The following is a 16,210-nucleotide window of genomic DNA, read 5'->3' as shown; positions in this document are numbered from 1 at the left end:
AAAAATACGACAATCCAGTGGCGAGTCGAGAATTACTATTATCAGTAATAGAAAACTCTGCTGTGCCACTTAATTTTAAAGCGATATGCAAAGCTTTGAATTATCATGATGAAACGCATCATGTTGGCGTAAAACGACGTTTGCGTGCTATGGAAAATGCAGGTCAGCTTGTTTTTAATAAACTTAAGCAATATGTCATTCCTGCCAAAAATAGTTTGATCACGGGTAAAGTTACCGGTCATCGTGATGGTTTTGGCTTTTTTATACCTGACATTGCTAAAGGTGAGAAGCCAGGCAAAGATTTTTATATTTCATCTCATGAAATGCAACGGGTATTCCATGGTGATATTGTTAGCGCTATTTTAGTGGATCGTACCGATCGCAAAGGCCGACAAGAAATTAAAATAATTGAAGTCATTGAACCGCGTAAAGCCGGTATTGTTGGCCGTTTCTATGTTGAACATGGTATCGCTTATATTGTTCCAGACGATGCGCGTATTAAGCAAGATATTTTGATTGAACCCGAAAGCAAGCTTGGTGCACGCCACGGACAAATGGTGGTGGTCAATGTTCTGCATCGCCCATCAAAACGCAATAATGCCGTAGGTGAAGTGATTGAAGTCTTAGGTGACCATTTAGCACCAGGCATGGAAATTGACATTGCTCTACGTGAGCATGATTTACCGCACGAATGGTCTTCTAGCGTTATTGAAGAAGTTGCAACAATAGCAGACGAAGTCGAAGACGAAGCAAAAATTTCACGAGTTGATTTACGTGACTTACCGCTAGTTACTATAGATGGCGAAGACGCCAGAGATTTTGATGATGCTGTTTACTGTCAGCCTGAAGAATCCGGTGGCTGGCGTTTATGGGTGGCTATAGCCGACGTAAGTTACTACGTACGTAATGGTACAGCGCTTGATGATGAAGCTATATCTCGTGGTAATTCGGTGTATTTCCCGAGCCAAGTTATTCCTATGTTACCGGAAAAACTATCTAACGGTTTATGTTCATTAAACCCTGATGTTGACCGTTTATGTATGGTTTGTGAAATGACTATCAGTGCGTCAGGTGAGTTGTCGGGTAGTAAGTTCTACTCTGCGGTTATGCGCTCACATGCTCGTTTTACTTATAGTAAAGTAGCAGCAATTCTATCGGGTGAAGACGCAACCGAAAAGGCAGCGTTGCGCGAACAATATCAGCCATTAGTCGGCGATTTAGAAAATTTATATCAAATGTATTTAGCATTAAAGACCTCGCGAACTAATCGTGGTGCCATTGCCTTTGAAACCTCCGAGTCTCTATTTTTGTTTAATAGTGATCGTAAAATAGAATCGATTGTGCCACTTATTCGTAACGATGCGCATAAAATCATTGAAGAATGTATGGTTTTAGCGAATGTGGCAACGGCAAAATTTGTAGAAAAACACCAAATGCCGGGCTTATTCCGTGTTCATGACAAACCGAGTGAAGATAAGTATAAAAACTTTGTCAGTTATTTAACTGAGCTTGGCATATCCTTGCCAACGCGAGAGCAACCTGAACCTGCTGATTACGCTAATATTTTAAACCATGTTCAAGGTCGTCCGGACCAAGAGTTGATCCAAACCATGTTGCTGCGCTCTATGCGCCAAGCAGTTTATCAAAGTGAAAATTTAGGACACTTTGGTTTAGCACTCGAGTCTTATAGTCATTTTACTTCGCCAATTCGTCGTTATCCAGATCTAGTTATTCATCGAGTGATTAAAGCGATTCTGGCAAAGCAAGCACAAAGCGCTAACGAAAGTAATGAAGCGAACGCCGGATTTTACCAATACTCACCTGAAGAAGTTATTGAACTAGGAGAGCATTGTTCAATGACCGAACGTCGTGCAGATGATGCGACTCGTGATGTTGCTGATTGGTTGAAATGTGAATTTATGCAAGATCACGTTGGTGATACTTTCACCGGTGTTATTTCAACCGTTACTAATTTTGGTCTATTTGTACGCTTAACCGATTTACATATCGAAGGCTTAATTCATATAACCTCTTTAGGGCATGACTATTATCACTTTGATGATGTTCGCATGTGTTTGAGCGGTGAACGTTCGGGCACTAAATATCGTATTGGTGATGTTTTAGAAGTTAATGTTGCCGCAGTAAACTTAGATGAGAAAAAAATAGATCTCGTTTTGTCGGGTGAACAAGCCCCGAAAAGTAGTGGTAAACCTGATGGTAAATCGAAAGCTAAAAGTACAGGGCTGAGAAAAAACGCCGATCAGGGCTTTAATAGGCCCAAGGGAACTAGCGACAAAGGAGCGCCTAAAAAGCCAAAAGACAAGAAAACAGAAAAATCAAAAGCTAAAAAGCGTACCGCACGAAAAAAACGTCCAGGTAAAAATGCTCGTAAAACGGCTGAGTAATATCGGTTAAAAAGTCGTAACGATTAACGTTCGACCGATACGTAATGAAGCTCGATATAGAGTAATTAAAGAAGAAGTTGAAAAGAGAATAACATGGCAAAACAAGACGAATTAGTATTTGGCATTCATGCTGTTAATGAATTAATTAAACGTGCTCCAGAACGCTTTATTGAGCTTTTTTTATTAAAAGGTCGTGAAGATGAACGGTTAATGACGATCATTAATTTGTCAAAAAAGTATGACATATCCACCCAGCTTGTTAGCCGTAAGGTCCTTGATGAAAAAAGTGATGGCGAACAGCATCAAGGCGTCTTAGCACGTATTACTCAAGGAAAAACTTACACCGAAAATGATCTCGTTGATATTCTAGCCCAAGCCAAACAAAAAGATGAAACACCCTTTTTATTAATTCTTGATGGTGTCACCGATCCTCATAATCTTGGTGCGTGTCTTAGAAATGCAGATGCGGCCGGTGTACAGGCTATTATTGTTCCAAAAGATAATGCGGCCCGCTTAACAGCAACAGTGCGTAAGGTTGCTGTTGGTGCAGCTGAAACCGTGCCATTGGTACAAGTGACAAATTTAGTACGTACGATGAAACAGTTGCAAGACAATGGTGTTTGGATTATTGGTACAGCAGGAGAAACGGATCATTGTTTGTACGATGAGAAATTAGCTGGCCCAATGGCATTAGTGATGGGCGCAGAAGGCAAAGGTATGCGTCGATTAACCCGTGAAAACTGTGATCAATTAGTTAAATTACCTATGGCTGGCAGTGTTTCAAGTTTAAATGTTTCTGTTGCTACCGGCATTTGTTTGTTTGAAATAGTACGCCAACGCCGTTAATGCTTACCTACATTTATGGTAGTTAAGTTGCTCCACAGCTTTAAACCTCAATAAAATCATCAAAGAAGTCATTTTCTTGGTGATTTTTTTGTTTATTGCCCTGTATCCTTATATTTATCTTGCCTTCGCTGCTTATATTTACTACACTTCGCGACCTTAATTCAGCCCGAACTTTTTGTTCCTTGCCTCTTTCTGGTGTTTGGCTGAGCCAGCTAATGAGGCTACAACCGTAAGGAGCTCGTAATGCGTCATTACGAAATCGTATTTATGGTTCACCCTGATCAGAGTGAACAAGTACCTGGCATGATCCAGCGCTATACAGACTTGATCAATGCTGCTGAAGGCAAAGTCCACCGTCTTGAAGACTGGGGCCGTCGCCAATTAGCATACCCAATCAATAAATTGCACAAAGCACACTATGTTTTATTAAACATTGAAGCGCCACAAGCAGTTATTGATGAGCTTGAAACAGCTTTCCGTTACAATGATGTTGTTATTCGTAACATGATCATGCGTACTAAAGACGCAGTAACAGAAGCGTCAGCAATGGCTGCTGCTAAAGAAGAACGTCGCGACGATCGCCGCGAAGTTAAGAAAGATGCTCCAGCTGTTACAGAAGCACCAGTTGCTACTGAAACTACAGAAGAAGCTGCGAGCGAATAAGTAACTCGTGACAAACTCTCTTTATGAGAATTGCCTTGTGTTGGTAGGTGAAGTGGTAAAACCACCGAAAAAATCAACAAGCCCTGCAGGTATTCAGCATTGTCAGTTTTCAATGGACCATAAGTCCATACAAAATGAAGCTGGCATGAACCGACAAGCATTTGTCCGGATACAGGTTGTCGCAACAGGTGAGCTGTCACAAAACTTAACTCGTGATTTAATTGCGGGCAGTAAGCTCAAAGTGACTGGTTTTATAAACCGTCATGAATCAAGAAATGGTAACCCACTTCTTGTCTTACATGCTCAACATATTGAAATGATTAATTAAGGTGGTTTTTTTGGTTGGTTAATCTACCCAATAAAGACACCATATTTAGGAGAAATCCATGTCTCGTTTTTTTAGACGTCGTAAGTTCTGCCGCTTCACAGCGGAAGGTGCTACCTCTATCGATTATAAAGATATTGCTACACTGAAAAACTATATCACTGAAAGTGGTAAAATCGTTCCTAGCCGTATTACTGGTACTGCCGCTAAATATCAACGTCAACTTGGTCGTGCGATCAAGCGTGCTCGTTACTTAGCTTTATTACCATATACTGATTTACATAAGTAACCTAAAAAGGGGTTTTGAAAATGGAAGTAATACTTCTTGATAAAATCGCCAAATTAGGCGGCCTTGGTGACAAGGTATCAGTTAAATCTGGTTATGCACGTAACTTCTTATTACCGCAAGGTAAAGCAGTTTTTGCATCTGAAGCTAACGTTGAACATTTTGAAGCACGTCGTGCTGAAATTGAAACAGCATTAGCAGCAACTTTAAAAGCTGCTGAAGCTAAAGCTGCTAAAATCGTTGAATTGGCTGAAATCACTATCGCATCATCTGCGGGTGAAGAAGGCAAATTATTCGGTTCTATCGGTACTAAAGATATTGCTGATGCAATTACTGAAGCAGGCGTTGAAGTAGCGAAAGCTCAAGTACGTATGCCTTTAGGTACAATCCGTGAAACGGGTGAATTCGAAATCGCAATTCACTTACACAACGATGTTGATACTAACATTAAAGTTGTTGTTATCGCTGAAGCTTAATTTAGTTCGCTAAATTACGTTGATAAAATACCGTTATTTCTTTTTAAGAATAGCGGTATTTTTTTGCCTATTGTTTCCGATAGTATAAATATTTTTACCTGAAAATTATCACTGTAAAATAATTCCCCTCTAAAATATCATCAAAAAGTAGGTATACTCCAGTCGTTAGCATTAAGTAAACCTCGTTCAATTAAACCGCCAATACCTTGTAAACCACCAGTATGTAATAAGACGAGGCGATGTCCTTTAGGAAAATACTGCTGATCTATTAAGTCTAATAACGCTAAAATCATTTTTCCTGAATATACAGGTTCAAAAATGAAACCTGTTTGTTGGCTAAAGCTTAATATTTTCTCCACATCTTCTTTACTAAATTTAGCATAACCGCCACGGTGAAATTCTGGCATTATTTGCCAATTACTGAAATGTAGATTATCACCGAGCAGGCTATTTACTTGTTCTGTTAAGTAACCATCTTGCTTTAATACGCCAATCCCTAAAAGATTATGCTGATTATTATCTGCTTTTATAAGTCCGGCTAATGTACCACCACTACCCACAGGCGTTACTAAAGTATCAAATTCACATTGTTGATTTAATTCAGTTATTACTTCGCCAACGCCAGCTAATGCCAAGGTGTTACTGCCGCCTTCAGGCACAATTAAATAGCCAGGGTATGTGAGTTGTAATTGATCTAAGTACTCCTTGTTTTCACGAAGTCGATAGGATTTTCTGTCAACAAAGTGCAGTTCCATGCCCCATTGTTGCGCCATCGAGAGGGTGAAATTACTCGCATATTCTTTTTCACCACGAATAATGCCGATACTTTTTAACCCCTGCTGATGGCAAGCAAAGGCGAGGGCGTGAATATGATTAGAAAAACTACCACCAAAACTTATCACACCAATATAGTTATGTGCTTGGGCGTGGCGTAAGTTAAATTTTAATTTACGCCATTTGTTGCCAGATATTATCGGATGAATAATGTCGTCTCGTTTGATCGAAACAGAGAGTTGATGCTTCTCAAATAAAGGATGGATGATTTTCTGTAAAGGAGATTCTGTTTTCATAAAAGGTAATGTTATTCTTTACTTAAATATAACTACTCGATAAAAAACTTGCGCCTTCAATGGAATAGGGGATAATGATTTATAGACATCTGACTATAAATAATAATATTGATAAATGTCACTTATTAAAAAAATAAATAATTTTTTCTCCAAAGTTGAGTCCAAAGACTTGTTAGGTGTAAGTTTACATCAGCATTCTTTTGCCTTTTTTTCCTGTCCAGAGCAGGGAGAATCTCAGTTTCAACAAATTAACTCGCCATTGGCAGAGCATCCTCAACAGATTAAAATTCAAAAAGAAAAATATCAGTTGCAAGGGCAATGTCATCTAGTGCTGGCTTCATCACAAACCCAAATATTGCAAGTCGACAAACCCAATATTCCCGATAATGAATTAAACGCCGCTTTAAAATGGCAGATTAAAGATCTCGTTAACCATTCTCCAGAAGATATGGTACTCGATTATTTTGACGGTCCAACACTTTCTGGTGGCAATGACAAAATAAACGTTGTTTGTGCTTCTAAAAAGGAATTATTAGCCTTAATTGGTCCACTTAATCAAGATGGGCTAATATTGAAGACGATTACTACCGAAGAATTCGCCTTTGCCAGTTTATTGCCAGTGAAAGATGATGCCTGTTTAATGGTATGTCAGCAACCTAACGAAGAAATAATTTTATTGATCGTTAAGCAAGGCAAAGTATTCTTCTCTCGTCGTTTACGTGGTTTTGCTCATATTGCAACCAAAACAGAAGAAGAGTTATCGTTTGGCATTGTTGATAATTTAAACCTTGAAATTCAACGCTCAACTGACTATTTTGAACGTCAATTAAAACAAGCACCTATACGCAGTATTGAAGTTATTGTGCCGATGGCTAATGAGGCGTTACTTGCACGTAAATTGGCTGAAAACACCAATGTTGCTGTGAACTTATTCACCATGCCTGAAGGTTTTAACCATGCACGAGAGTTTGCGGTAAGCTTAGGAGCAACAAAATTGAATAATATGGAGCCAATAAAATAATGGCAAAAAATTCAATTAATTTATTACAACAAGACTTATTGCCTAAACAAGTGCTGGTGACTTTACCCCGCGTTGTTATGCTTTGGTGTTTAGCTCTCGTCTTTATGTTGTCTTGGACTTTTTTCAACCTTTATCAAGTAACTGAATTGACAGCTAAGTACGTAGCGCTTTCTCAAATAAAAACTAATCAAGATAACCAACTTGCTCAACTAGAAGATAAGCTCAAAGCGAATAGGGCAGACGTAACAGTGCTTGAAGAACTAGCAATGTTGAAAATTGTTTTGAAAAATAAAAGTGTGCTACTGAATGAATTAACTGACCGCACTCATACTTCGGTGGCAGGTTTTGCCTCATCGATGACAGAACTGTCTTTAATGCATCATAAAGACATTAGTTTGCAGCATGTTAATATTACTTATCAAGATTTAACGTTTTCTGGTGTGGCGCGAACGCCAGAAGCGGTACCCGCATGGTTAGCTAAATTTGAAACATCAAAGTTTTTATCAGGTAAATCATTTATTAATTTTTCTCTTAACGAAAATGAGCAAAAGCTTACCGAATTTTTAGTTAGTTCTAAATCAAAGACCGGAGGCGCCGATGAATAAACAATGGCAAGCGTATAGTGAAAAATATTTAACGATTACTCCTCGTGAACAATATATGGTGTTATTAACTGGGTTAGTTGCCATTATATTTATTATTCATAACTTCTTTATTGATGATAACGCGCTAAAGATTGTTAAGCTTGATAAGCAAATTATACAAGTGAACAACGACAATCGAACAGCGAAAGCTTCTATATTAATTTTTGAAGAAGGCTTGTCAAAAGATCCTAACGAATCATTAAATAAGCAAATCTCACAATATAAAGATAAATTAAATAAGGTTGATGTAAATTTATTAAAACTTACCTCAGACTTAATAGACCCTGTTCAAATGCGTTACGCGTTAATGCAGTTATTAAAAACCCAGAAAGGTGTTTCTTTACAATCATTTCAAGTTATTGCTGCACAGCCGATGAACATCGCTAGTACAGCGACTGCGGTTACCGGTGATGGCACTAAAACGGCTGTCGTTAGCTCTGACCAGCCAGAATTGATACTTTATCGTCATGCGATAAAAATTAAACTCAGCGGTAGTTACTTTCAATTACGTGACTACTTAACACAGCTGGAAGCATTATCTTGGAAGTTTTTTTGGCAAGAGTTTACTTACCAGCTAAAAGAATACCCAGTGAGTGAGTTAGAAATAGAAATGTACAGCTTAAGTACTAAACGGGAGTTTATAGGTGTTTAAAATCTTAACTTTCAACAGTATTTTTTTTATAATTTTGCTGACTTCTATTGTGGTTAACGCTCAAGATGTTGACCCAACTAAACCGCTTTCAGGTACTGATTTTTCATCAATGAGCAAAGCTCAAACGACACCGAAAGCAGAATTAATATTAGAAAGTATTATTCATGGTGTAGAAGTACACACTGCTGTTATTAATGGCCAAGTGTTAAAAATAGGTGATTTTATTCGCCAGTATGAATTAGTAGCTGTGAACAATACCAGCGTGGTCTTACGTTCAGCAGAAAAACGCTTAAAGCTCAGTGTTTTTTCTAGTGTCGTGGTTAAATCAAAATGAAAAGATATGATCAAATGAAAAACACTCAAAGAAAATTTTATTGTTTCACCTTACTGTTAACTTTGTTTGGTTGTCAAACGGCGCCAGATAAACCAACTGAAATGATTAATGCACTAGACAAAGCGATTGAAGAATCGAGTAAACCTGCGCCTAAAGCATTGCAACAAGTGCCAAGTGCTATTCAGCAAGAATTAATGCAACGTAATGTTAGCCAAGCTCGAGAGGGTTTATTGGCAGAAAAACGCTTAGAAATTGCCGCTAGCGATGTTAGCGCACAAGAGTTTTTCGCAGCCTTAGTCGACGAGTCAGCGTACAGCGTTGTTGTACATCCCGACGTAAGCGGTACGATTACCTTGAACTTGAAAAGCAGTACGCTCAATGAAGTGCTTGATGTTGTTGAAGAGGTTTATGGCTATGAAATTAGACGTAGTGGCAAAATAGTACAAGTTTACCCAGCCGGTATTCGCACTGAAACTATTCCACTAAATTATTTGTTTGTTAAACGCTCAGGCATGTCGAGTACTAGTATTAATTCTGGTGGCGTGTCAGAAAATGACCAAGGTAGTGGTAATAACTCAAATAACAGTTCAAACGGTAATTCAAACAATTCTGGTAATTCAGGTGGTGGAAACAACCAAAATAGTCAGCAAGGAAGTAGCGGTATTAATATTTATACTGAGACCACATCTGACTTCTGGGCTGAATTAAAAGAAACGCTAACGGTATTGGTAGGTTCTGAAGAAGGCCGTTCAGTTTTTGTTTCTCCGCAAGCAGGCTTAGTGACTGTTCGAGCTTTTCCAGATGAAATAAAAGTCATTAAGAGTTTTATTAACGATACAGAAACTCATTTACGTCGCCAAGTCATTATTGAAGCTAAGATTATGGAAGTTACGCTCAACGATGATTATCAGCAAGGTGTTAAATGGGATCAAATTTTAGGCAGTATTGGTAGCACTAACTTAGCTTTTTCAACGTCTGGTTCCATCGCTGGCAATGTTATTTCAAATACTATTGGTGGCACAAGTAACCTTACCATTAACAATAACGATTTTTCAGGCGTTATAGATTTACTCTCTACCCAAGGAAATGTTCAAGTATTGTCAAGCCCAAGAATTACCGCTACCAATAATCAAAAAGCGGTAATTAAAGTCGGTGGTGATGAATATTATGTTACTGAGGTTTCAAGTACGACGACTACCGGTACGTCAACTACTACTACACCTGAAATTAACCTAACCCCTTTTTTCTCAGGGATTGCTTTGGATGTTACCCCTCAAATAGATGGTAATGGTGAGGTTATTCTTCATGTTCATCCTTCAGTTACTTCAACTGATGAGCAGACTAAAGTTATTAAACTTGGCAGTGAAGAAATAATTTTACCACTTGCACAAAGTAGCGTGCGTGAGTCCGATACTATTATTCGTGCTAAATCAGGTGAAATAGTGGTGATTGGTGGGTTAATAGAAACACGTAAAGTGATGTTAGATTCAAAAACACCTTTTTTGGGCGATATTCCATTTATGGGAGAGTTATTTAAAAGTAAAAGTGAAACTACCCAGAAAAAAGAACTGGTGATCATGTTAAAGCCGATTGTTATTGGCCAGGATACTTGGAAAAATCAATTACAAGATGCTCGCTCATTATTGAAACAATGGTTTCCTGAGGAAAATGATTTTTCTCAAAGTGAAAAAGGTAGGTCTGATGATTCTAGCGACAATGAATAATAGCTAAAATCTATGTACCTTTACCACTTTGGTTTAACGGAACTTCCGTTTACATTAACACCAAATACTGCATTTTATGTAGGGTTAGAGCCGCATAACGAAGCGTTAGCTGTCTTACTAACCGCGCTAAAAACAGGTGAAGGCTTTATAAAAGTTATCGGTGAAGTCGGTACGGGTAAAACCCTACTTTGCCGTAAACTGCTTAATGAAATACCCGAACATTTTGTAACCGCTTATATTCCTAACCCTTATTTAAAACCTGATGAATTACGACGAGCGGTGGCGGTTGAATTAGGTATCAAACAAGCACAGCGAATGTCAGTGCAATTGCTTACTCAACGTATTCAACAGCGATTATTAGAACTTCATTTAGCCGGTCATTCGGTAGTGCTTATACTTGATGAAGCACAAGCTTTACCAGAAGAAAGCCTTGAGGCTTTACGCTTATTTACTAATTTGGAAACTGAAACACGTAAACTTTTGCAAGTTGTGCTGTTCGCACAGCCAGAATTAGATGAGCGCTTAGCGACGAAAAGATTTAGGCAGTTAAAGCAACGTATCACTTTTTCTTATAAATTACGTGCGATGACAGCGCCAGAAGTTCAACGTTATATTCAACATCGTATGCAAGTTGCTGGCTATAAAGGTGCTTCTTTATTTAGTGCCGCCATATCGAAGAAGGTGGCGAAAGTTAGTTTAGGGATCCCACGTTTAGTTAATGTGTTATGTCATAAAATGTTGATGTTAAGTTATGGCCAAGGTCAATATCAGATAACGAACAAGCATTTATCTGTAGCGATAGAAGATACCGAAGCAACAACTCAAGCGAGCAATGTTAAAGGCTATTTAAGTATTACGGGTCTGATCATTTCAGCCATCTTAATCGTCTATGTTTTAAAAAATTATGGAGTGATAGCTTGAGCGTAATTAACCAGATGTTAAAAGATTTAGATCAGCGTAAAGCTGAACAACAAGGTTCGAGTGATTTTACCGTACCTGTTTCTTCAGCGTCCTTAAATAAAAAAACTGTTTTTATCAGTTTACTGGTCATTATTTTATTAAACATTTGCGGTATTTTTGTTTGGCAAATGTATGTTGAAAACCAAACATTAAAAATGTCTAATTCTTCAGAAATTAATCGAGTTGGGAAAAAAGCCGAGCCAGATCAAGTCGTAATAAGTGAACACTTAGCGCAACCACCGAACAGCACTGAACCAGTAAACATGACCCAAAATAGCGTTGTAGCATCTAAACAGGCTAGTTTGAATAATAATTTGAAAAGAGAACAGCTAATTCAAGTTGACTTAAACCAAGCTAATTTAGCTGAAACTCTGTCTCAGAATATTACAACCGAAGAAGCGCCCAGTAAGATTGATGCACCAGAGACAAAAAATAGTGGCTTAGTGAATGACTCAAATATTCAACAAGCGTCAATTGACTCTTTGGCGCCAGTAGCGAAAAAATCAACATTAACAATATCTCGAAAAGCACTAACGCCTTATCAACTTGCTGAGCAAAAATTAAAACGTGCTGAGCAAGCGCTTGCCAACAATGATATTTCTAAAGCAGAGACTATGTTCGAAGATGTATTATTAGTTCTGCCAACACATAAAACAGCGAGAAAACATTTAGCGGCTTTATGGTTTGGGCGTCAATCTTATGCTGCTGCGTTAAACTTACTTTCTCAAGGCATTAACTTATCCCCTGATGATAGCGAATTTCGGGTAATGCAAGCTCGAATTTATTTACAGCAAAACAGACAACAACAAGCATTCGCCACTTTAAATAATATGCCGAATGTCAATGATGTTATTAATGTCGAATATCAGAGTTTACGCGCAACAACAGCGCAGCAACTTAAGGAATTCACATTTTCTGCACAAGCCTACCAAATTTTAGTTAATATCGAACCTACTTCGGGGCGATGGTGGTTAGGCTTAGGCGTCGCTTTGGACAGTAATAGTGAATTTAAGCAAGCAAGTACGGCGTATCAAAACGCATTAACTAAAACAGGGTTATCTGCAAGCGCTGAGAATTTTGCCCGTCAGCGTATTATCGAGTTGGGAGAATAATTATGGCAGCACCTAAATTAAAAATGCGCCTAGGAGATTTATTAGTACACGAGCATATCATTACTAATGAACAATTAATGCAGGCACTGAATAGCCAGAAAGCGACAGGACGAAAACTAGGGGATACCTTAATTGAACTTGGCCACATCGGCGAGCGTCAATTGCAAGAGTTCTTAGCACAACAGCTTAATGTGCCTTTCTTAGATATTAGCCAACGTCGTATTCCCAATGAAGTCGCGTCATTATTACCAGAAGTTCATGCACGTCGTTTACGCGCGTTAATCATTGAAGATCAAGGTGAAAGTGTCTTGCTAGGGATGAGCGACCCTGCTGATTTAAGTGGTCTAGACCAGCTTGAAAGAATGCTTGCTCCGAAAAAAATAAACCTTGCTGTAGTCATGGAATCACAGCTTTATCAAGCATTTGATGGCTTGTATCGACGCACAGCAGATATTGAATCATTCGCCAGTCAGTTAGAAGAAGAGTATGAACAAACCACTGATTTCGATTTATCATCAACATTTTCAGATGACAGCGGTGATGCAACGGTTGGTAAATTATTACAATCGGTCTTTGAAGATGCGGTGCAGATGCGTGCCTCTGATATCCATATTGAGCCAGATGAAAATCTATTGCGCATTCGTCAGCGAATAGATGGCGTATTACAAGAAAATATATTAAAAGAAAATAAAATTGCCTCAGCTATGGTTTTACGATTGAAACTAATGGCTGGCTTAGATATTTCAGAAAAACGTTTACCACAAGATGGCCGTTTTAATCTTCAAATTAAAGGCCATAATATTGATGTGCGTATGTCTACTATGCCAGTACAGTATGGTGAATCGGTCGTTATGCGATTACTTGACCAGTCTGCAGGTTTGCTGTCTCTTGATAAAATTGGAATGCCTGCCGACTTAGTCGCCCGTGTTCGTCACCAAATTACCCGGCCACATGGTATGGTGCTAGTTACAGGGCCAACAGGTAGTGGTAAAACAACAACTTTATATGGCGCGTTAACCGAACTTAACCAAGCGAGTAAAAAAATTATTACCGTGGAAGACCCAGTAGAATATCGTCTACCTCGGATAAATCAGGTGCAAGTAGCACCAAAAATCAATTTAAATTTTTCAACCGTGTTACGTACTGCACTTCGTCAAGATCCCGATATTATTATGGTTGGCGAAATGCGAGATCAAGAAACGGTCGAAATTGGTTTGCGTGGCGCATTAACAGGTCACTTAGTGCTATCAACACTGCATACCAATGATGCCATTACCAGTGCCTTACGATTAATTGATATGGGCGCAGCGGGTTTTCTTGTTGGTAGTTCATTACGCGCGGTGATTGCACAACGTTTAGTGCGCAAGGTCTGTGAATATTGCCTTGAAGACCATTCGCCAGACAGTCAAGAAATGATGTGGCTTACTCATCTTGCTGGTGATGAAGCCACAACAGCCAATTATAAAAAAGGTCGTGGCTGTCAGTCATGCCAGTATACAGGTTATAAAGGACGTATAGGTGTATTCGAATTATTAGAAATGAATGATTCGATGATGGCGGCTTTAAAACGTGATGATGCTGAAGCATTCACTGAATTAGCAAAAGCTAATCCTACTTTCACACCGATAGCACAAGCGGCATTTAATTATGCTAAACAGGGTATTATTAGCGCAGAAGAAGTACTTCGTTTAGTTGATAGTATTGACGTTCAGGGTTAAGAGTAGACTTACTTATGGCTATATTTAGTTACGTAGGCAGAAATGCTAGCGGCTCACAAGTTAAAGGGACAATAGAAGCAACAAACGCTAATACGGTTGCTGAGCAATTGTCACGTCAAGGCATTATTCCCGTTGCTATTAATAAATCAAAAGATAGCAGTTCAACAGATATAGCAAATATAGATATTGGTGATTTACTGGGCTTTTCTGTTATATCACTGGATGAACTCATTGTCTTTTGTCGACAAATGTATGCACTTGTTCGTTCGGGTGTGCCAATATTACGCGCGATCAACGGTATGGCAGAATCAAGTACATCTGATAAATTAAAAGTTGCTTTAACTGATATTGGTAGTCAATTAGAAGGGGGCTACACCCTTTCAACCGCTTTAAGTAAATACCCTAAGCTTTTCTCACCTCTATTTGTTTCGTTAGTCCATGTTGGCGAGAATACCGGACAGCTAGATGGTTCGTTCTTAAAGCTGGCCAATTATCTTGAACGAGAGCAAGACACCCGTAAACGAATAAAAACCGCCTTACGTTATCCAAGTTTTGTCCTCGGCGCCATTGTGATTGCTATGGTCATTTTGAATATTTTTGTTGTCCCTACATTTGCAAATATGTTTGCAAAATTAGGTGCTGACTTACCCGTGACTACAAAAATGCTAATTGCCAGTTCGAATTTCTTTTTAAACTACTGGCCTCATCTGCTTGTAGGAAGTGTATTTGGCTTCTTTGGCCTAAAAAATTATTTAAAAACTGAACGTGGTATGTATTTATGGGACCGACTAAAAACAAAATTACCGGTTGTCGGAGGGGTGATTGAACGGTCTATTCTGTCACGATTTTCCCATACATTTGCCATTGTACTTAAAGCCGGTGTTCCTTTAACAACAGGATTAACCTTAGTTGCAGACGCCGTAGATAACACTTATATGCGAGATAAAATTTTAGCCATGCGCGGTGGTATTGAAAGTGGAGATAGTTTATTGCGCTCAGCCAATGCCAGTAAGTTATTTACACCTCTCGTTTTACAAATGGTGGCTGTTGGCGAAGAAACCGGTCGAGTAGACGAGCTTCTAGAAGAAGTCGGTGATTACTATGAACGCGAGGTTGATTACGAACTGAGTACGTTAACGGCTCGTATTGAGCCGATAATGATCGCTATTGTTGCCGCTATGGTATTGGTGCTTGCACTGGGTATATTTACTCCAATGTGGGACATGATGTCGGCCTTTAAAGGTAAATAGTGTTTGTCTTTCATTGTTACGTTTGATTATTATCAATGTAATGAGCCTATGACTTGAAATGTAGATCAATTTAGCTTGTTGATTTAATCGTTGAGGTATTTATAGCCTAATAATTTTTATGGACTAAATTAGTTATAATATGACATTACAACAGGTAAGTGCTAAAAAGGGTAAGTCGTTAGCTGAAAATCTGATCATACTCGCTATGATTGGCTTACTTATGTCGACATTCCTCTATTATTTTTTTAAACAAGAGCAGCATTTATCCCGTGTAGGTTTTGATTCTGTTGCCAATACATTTTCCGCACGAGTTATAGGTATTCATGCGCAATGGTTTATGGATAATAAACCCAACTGGGTCTTGATCAAAGAAGCAACAGCAGTCAATGGCGATCGCGAAAATAATCGCATTGCCGTAAACAAATTGGGTTGGGTTGATATAGCAACTGTAAATAACCTAAGTAATGAAAACGAGTGTCAGAAAATATGGCAACAAGTGTTAGCAACACCTATGATTTATATAAAACAGCCTATTTCAGCAGTAATAGTCAATATAAAAACTAATCAAGTGGGGCAGCAACAAAAATATCTTTGCCAATATAGCTTACCTTCGGGTGAATATTTTGAATATCACCCAAGCAACGGTAAGGTTACTGAAATAAAAATACATTAATAAAAAACATTGAATTTGTTTTATATACGTTAATAATGCTATAAAAGTACA

At 38.5% G+C, this 16,210-nt stretch carries 17 protein-coding genes; 16 read left to right on the top strand and 1 reads right to left on the bottom strand.

Annotation, left to right across the window (positions count from 1 at the left end):
• Positions 1–17 precede the first annotated feature (17 nt).
• From rnr to rplI, 6 genes are all read left to right on the top strand, one after another.
• Positions 18–2,405: a ribonuclease R gene (gene rnr, locus H4J62_RS01800; RefSeq protein WP_404842397.1), complete on the top strand. Its 2,388-nt coding sequence runs from the start codon at positions 18–20 to the stop codon at positions 2,403–2,405.
• A 93-nt stretch (positions 2,406–2,498) separates the two neighbouring features.
• On the top strand, positions 2,499–3,251 hold the full coding sequence (gene rlmB, locus H4J62_RS01795; RefSeq protein WP_070375544.1) for a 23S rRNA (guanosine(2251)-2'-O)-methyltransferase RlmB: 753 nt from the start codon (positions 2,499–2,501) through the stop codon (positions 3,249–3,251).
• A gap of 243 nt (positions 3,252–3,494) precedes the next feature.
• The gene (rpsF, locus tag H4J62_RS01790) at positions 3,495–3,914 is read left to right on the top strand and encodes a 30S ribosomal protein S6 (protein WP_070375545.1); all 420 of its coding nucleotides are present in this window, start codon (positions 3,495–3,497) and stop codon (positions 3,912–3,914) included.
• A gap of 7 nt (positions 3,915–3,921) precedes the next feature.
• On the top strand, positions 3,922–4,242 hold the full coding sequence (gene priB / locus H4J62_RS01785; protein WP_070375546.1) for a primosomal replication protein N: 321 nt from the start codon (positions 3,922–3,924) through the stop codon (positions 4,240–4,242).
• Positions 4,243–4,300: 58 nt separating this feature from the next.
• Positions 4,301–4,528 (top strand): 30S ribosomal protein S18, encoded by a 228-nt coding sequence (gene rpsR, locus H4J62_RS01780; RefSeq protein ID WP_070375547.1) that lies wholly within the window; start codon positions 4,301–4,303, stop codon positions 4,526–4,528.
• A gap of 20 nt (positions 4,529–4,548) precedes the next feature.
• On the top strand, positions 4,549–5,001 hold the full coding sequence (rplI, locus tag H4J62_RS01775) for a 50S ribosomal protein L9 (protein ID WP_182175428.1): 453 nt from the start codon (positions 4,549–4,551) through the stop codon (positions 4,999–5,001).
• A 140-nt stretch (positions 5,002–5,141) separates the two neighbouring features.
• On the opposite strand, the gene H4J62_RS01770 is transcribed toward rplI, so the two are convergent.
• A complete protein-coding gene (locus tag H4J62_RS01770; RefSeq protein WP_182215565.1) occupies positions 5,142–6,071 on the bottom strand; it encodes a 1-aminocyclopropane-1-carboxylate deaminase/D-cysteine desulfhydrase in 930 nt (309 codons plus the stop codon).
• 115 nt (positions 6,072–6,186) lie between these two features.
• Here H4J62_RS01770 and H4J62_RS01765 point away from each other — a divergent pair, with 115 nt between their 5' ends.
• The 10 genes from H4J62_RS01765 to H4J62_RS01720 all read left to right on the top strand — a co-directional run bounded on the left by H4J62_RS01765 (position 6,187) and on the right by H4J62_RS01720 (position 16,159).
• Complete coding sequence (locus H4J62_RS01765; protein ID WP_182215563.1) at positions 6,187–7,092, top strand: MSHA biogenesis protein MshI; 906 nt, start codon at positions 6,187–6,189, stop codon at positions 7,090–7,092.
• Positions 7,092–7,697 carry a PilN domain-containing protein gene (locus H4J62_RS01760; RefSeq protein WP_182215561.1) on the top strand — a complete coding sequence of 202 codons (606 nt, stop codon included), beginning with the start codon at positions 7,092–7,094 and terminating at the stop codon, positions 7,695–7,697. The genes H4J62_RS01765 and H4J62_RS01760 overlap by 1 nt, the downstream gene beginning before the upstream one ends.
• Complete coding sequence (locus tag H4J62_RS01755) at positions 7,690–8,388, top strand: hypothetical protein (protein WP_182215559.1); 699 nt, start codon at positions 7,690–7,692, stop codon at positions 8,386–8,388. The genes H4J62_RS01760 and H4J62_RS01755 overlap by 8 nt, the downstream gene beginning before the upstream one ends.
• Positions 8,381–8,722 (top strand): hypothetical protein, encoded by a 342-nt coding sequence (locus H4J62_RS01750; RefSeq protein WP_182215557.1) that lies wholly within the window; start codon positions 8,381–8,383, stop codon positions 8,720–8,722. The genes H4J62_RS01755 and H4J62_RS01750 overlap by 8 nt, the downstream gene beginning before the upstream one ends.
• Before the next feature lie 14 nt (positions 8,723–8,736).
• Positions 8,737–10,446: a pilus (MSHA type) biogenesis protein MshL gene (gene mshL / locus H4J62_RS01745; protein WP_182215556.1), complete on the top strand. Its 1,710-nt coding sequence runs from the start codon at positions 8,737–8,739 to the stop codon at positions 10,444–10,446.
• A 12-nt stretch (positions 10,447–10,458) separates the two neighbouring features.
• Positions 10,459–11,367 carry an ExeA family protein gene (locus tag H4J62_RS01740; RefSeq protein ID WP_182215554.1) on the top strand — a complete coding sequence of 303 codons (909 nt, stop codon included), beginning with the start codon at positions 10,459–10,461 and terminating at the stop codon, positions 11,365–11,367.
• Positions 11,364–12,518, top strand: a complete 1,155-nt coding sequence (locus tag H4J62_RS01735; protein WP_182215553.1) for a lipopolysaccharide assembly protein LapB — start codon at positions 11,364–11,366, stop codon at positions 12,516–12,518. Before H4J62_RS01740 ends, H4J62_RS01735 begins: the two co-directional genes overlap by 4 nt.
• 2 nt (positions 12,519–12,520) lie before the next feature.
• Positions 12,521–14,236: a GspE/PulE family protein gene (locus H4J62_RS01730; RefSeq protein WP_182215551.1), complete on the top strand. Its 1,716-nt coding sequence runs from the start codon at positions 12,521–12,523 to the stop codon at positions 14,234–14,236.
• Between the two features lie 14 nt (positions 14,237–14,250).
• Positions 14,251–15,486, top strand: a complete 1,236-nt coding sequence (locus H4J62_RS01725) for a type II secretion system F family protein (RefSeq protein ID WP_182215549.1) — start codon at positions 14,251–14,253, stop codon at positions 15,484–15,486.
• A 139-nt stretch (positions 15,487–15,625) separates the two neighbouring features.
• Positions 15,626–16,159: a hypothetical protein gene (locus H4J62_RS01720; RefSeq protein WP_182215548.1), complete on the top strand. Its 534-nt coding sequence runs from the start codon at positions 15,626–15,628 to the stop codon at positions 16,157–16,159.
• The last annotated feature ends 51 nt before the right edge of the window (positions 16,160–16,210 follow it).

Source organism: Colwellia sp. BRX8-5 (assembly GCF_014077325.1).
Taxonomy (GTDB): Bacteria; Pseudomonadota; Gammaproteobacteria; order Enterobacterales; family Alteromonadaceae; genus Colwellia_A.
The sequence above is the reverse complement of the archived record's forward strand: the minus strand, read 5'-3'. Positions and strand labels throughout refer to the sequence as shown.